Origin of the sequence: Microbispora sp. ZYX-F-249, from assembly GCF_039649665.1 — a bacterium.
GTDB lineage: Bacteria > Actinomycetota > Actinomycetes > Streptosporangiales > Streptosporangiaceae > Microbispora > Microbispora maris.
This window is the reverse complement of the sequence record NZ_JBDJAW010000110.1, coordinates 1-2755: the sequence shown is the minus strand read 5'-3', so window position 1 is coordinate 2755 and position 2755 is coordinate 1. Positions and strand designations below refer to the sequence as shown.

Sequence of the window (2755 nt, the reverse complement as noted above, 5' to 3'; positions counted from 1 at the left end):
TGGCCAGCAGCAGGGCTACGGCGCCCAGCAGCAGTACGGTCAGCAGGGTTACGGCGCCCAGCAGGGTCAGCAGCAGGGCGGCTACGGCCAGCAGTCCGGCTACGGGCAGCAGCAGTACGGCCAGCAGGGCTACGGCGCCCAGCAGGGCCAGCAGCAGTACGGTCAGCCCGGGTACGGCCAGCAGGGCTACGGTCAGCAGCAGGGCTACGGCGCCCAGCAGTACGGCCAGCAGGGCTATCCCCAGCCCGGCTTCGGCCAGCCCTACGCGGCCGCGGGGCCGATCCCGCCCGGCGCCCCGGCTCCGCTCGCGGAGTGGTGGCAGCGCCTCGTCGCCCGCATCATCGACGGCGTGGTCGTGGGCATCCCCTTCGGGATCATCTCGGTCGTGATCACGGCGATCGTCGTCTCCAGCGGGAGCATCGACATGAGGACCGGGGTGTACACCCCCGGAAGCGGCGCCTTCCTCGCCGCGCTGCTCGTGGCGATCCTGGGCGGTGTCGTCATGGTCGGCTACGAGTTCGTCATGCTGCGCCAGCGCGGGCAGACGCTCGGGAAGATCGCGATGGGCATCAAGGTCGTCCCGGTCGGCGGAACCCTCGACGGCGGCCTCGCCGTCGACGTGGCCGGCAAGCGCGCAATCGTGATGTGGGGTCCGCAGTTGGTGCGGTGGATTCCGATCGTCGAGTATCTGGCGGGCATCTTCGCGTTGCTGAATTCGCTGTGGCTGCTTTGGGACAGGCCGTTGCAGCAGGCGTTGCATGACAAGGTCGCCAAGACCGTGGTGGTCAAGGTCAGGTAACGACCGCGGAGGGGGCCGATGGAACGGACCATCGGCCCCTTTTTCTATGGCCGCTTTGGCGCGGTCCGCACCGGGTGCCCATCCGGCTGTGCGGGAAAAACCGTACGGGGCCGCCCGGGCATGCCATGCTTGGGTTCACCGTCCCGAGAGGTGCCCCAATGACCGCGAGACCGCCCCCGGCGCCAATCCTTAGGGCTCGCCCTCGCCGTCCCCGTCCGGGCCATATCGGTCCATGGGCGGCTTAAGGAACCGTCAGGGGCGCTTATGGGGCCGTATGGAGCCGCAGGGGCCCTTATGGCGCTCCGGATGCGCACCGCTCTACCCCGCCGCGGACGCCGCCCGCGGAATGCGGGAGACCGTTTGGCCGTGCGAAAGTCGGTCGCCCGGCCGCCCGGGGCCGTCCGCGTGATTGTGCCCCCGCTGCTTTATTCGATCTTCATGCCGACGCTTGTCGATCTTGGTGGATCCGGTCGGTCCTCTCTTTTTGCGAGGCTTCCGGACTGTGACGATCTGCTTGCGCGTATATCTCGCCAAGGCGTGCGCGCCGTACGAGAAGGGGGCGGGGGCTCCTTGTGAAGATCCGGCCGCCGAGACGTGGCTCCTCGTTTCGACCGAGCTCTTCAACGGCCCTACGTCCTGCGGCCGGCCTTTTTCCACGAGCGTCTTTGCGGCTTCGCACTTGTCGGACCATGTCTGTCCGGCCTGGCCGCAAGGCCTCTCACCTGCCCTTACGGCACCGGCCTCGCCGAACCCGAGGGAGTGTCGATCCCGCCGCCCGCCGTCGTACGGGAAGTGCGCGAGCGGTGAAACGGAGGGACGCCCGGGGAGCGGTGACCGCCCCGGTCGGCATTCTGGGTACGATTTCGAGTGCATCCGGTAAGGCCGCTGGAGAGACGGGGATTACCCGGGCCCTCCTGGGGCACCCCGGAAGGCGCGTCCGGTCCCTCCCGGCGCTATGGTCGTATCAGGGCGCCCGGCCCGGCAAGAGGCCGGCGACCTTGCCACGTCCTCGGAATTTCCTCGGGTGCACCTAATGACACCCCCGGCACGAGCGAGGCAGAATGACAGAGGTATTGTCCGCCTTGATACCTTCCGTGGTCGTCGCCGGCGCGGTCGTCTACGGCATCGTAAAGTTGGTACGTTCCGACGCGGCGGGTCTCCGCACGGCACGGGAGCCACGCGAGAAGTCACCGGACTCAGAGGTTCCTGAGAATCCGCAATCTTGAATTGTCAGCCAGGGGAAACCGGGTATATGTTTGGCTGACGAATCAAACTATGGGCTGCGAAAGGATTGCCGGATGGCCAAGCACACGCAGGTGATTCTCATCGACGATCTCGATGGCGGCGAGGCCAATGAGACGGTCACCTTCGCGATTGACGGCACGTCATATGAGATTGACCTGAGCGACGGCAACGCGAAGCGGCTTCGCGAGGCCCTGTCGCCTTTCGTCAGCAGCGCGCGGCGCGCGGACAGCGGGCAGGCCCGTGGGCGCCGTCGTGGTGCGGGCGGCGGGGGCCAGCGAGCCATGACCCGCGAGAAGAGCGCGGAGATCCGCGCCTGGGCTAAGGCTCACGGACACCCCGTGAGTGAGCGCGGTCGTATTGCCGCCTCGATCGTCCAGGCGTACGAGGACGCGCACTAGGCCGTGTCCCTTAGATCGCCACGGCGAGATCGGCGGGACACTCCCTAACTTCACCCTTGATCGTGCGGTTATGCCGGTCGTCGGAGGACCTGACGATCGCATAACCGCGCGATTGTGTTTGTGCTCCCTTAAAACCTCGTTCGCTTGCGGCGTATCGGGAACATGTCACCCCCAGCAGGGGGTTGGATAGAGCATGAACGCCCTTCGCTTGGGGAACCCTTCTGCCAAGGAGCGGGTCGCTGGGTCGGGGCTACCATGCGGAACGACGGGCCGGATCTCCCGTGCTCGCCTGACCGCTTCGTGAGGAGCGACG

Annotated in this window: 2 protein-coding genes; both read left to right on the top strand. The window is 67.0% G+C overall.

The annotated features are described in order from the left end of the window. Positions 1 to 799 (top strand): RDD family protein (locus AAH991_RS39900; protein WP_346231153.1); only part of this gene is annotated, 799 nt, incomplete at its 5' end. Positions 800 to 2097: 1298 nt separating this feature from the next. Then, positions 2098 to 2442: a histone-like nucleoid-structuring protein Lsr2 gene (locus AAH991_RS39895; RefSeq protein WP_079319595.1), complete on the top strand. Its 345-nt coding sequence runs from the start codon at positions 2098 to 2100 to the stop codon at positions 2440 to 2442. Positions 2443 to 2755 lie beyond the last annotated feature (313 nt).

Bases quoted from the DNA above. Each gene is read 5' to 3' on its own strand.
- AAH991_RS39895 (WP_079319595.1), top strand. From the start codon at position 2,098: ATGGCCAAGCACACGCAGGTGATTCTCATCGACGATCTCGATGGCGGC.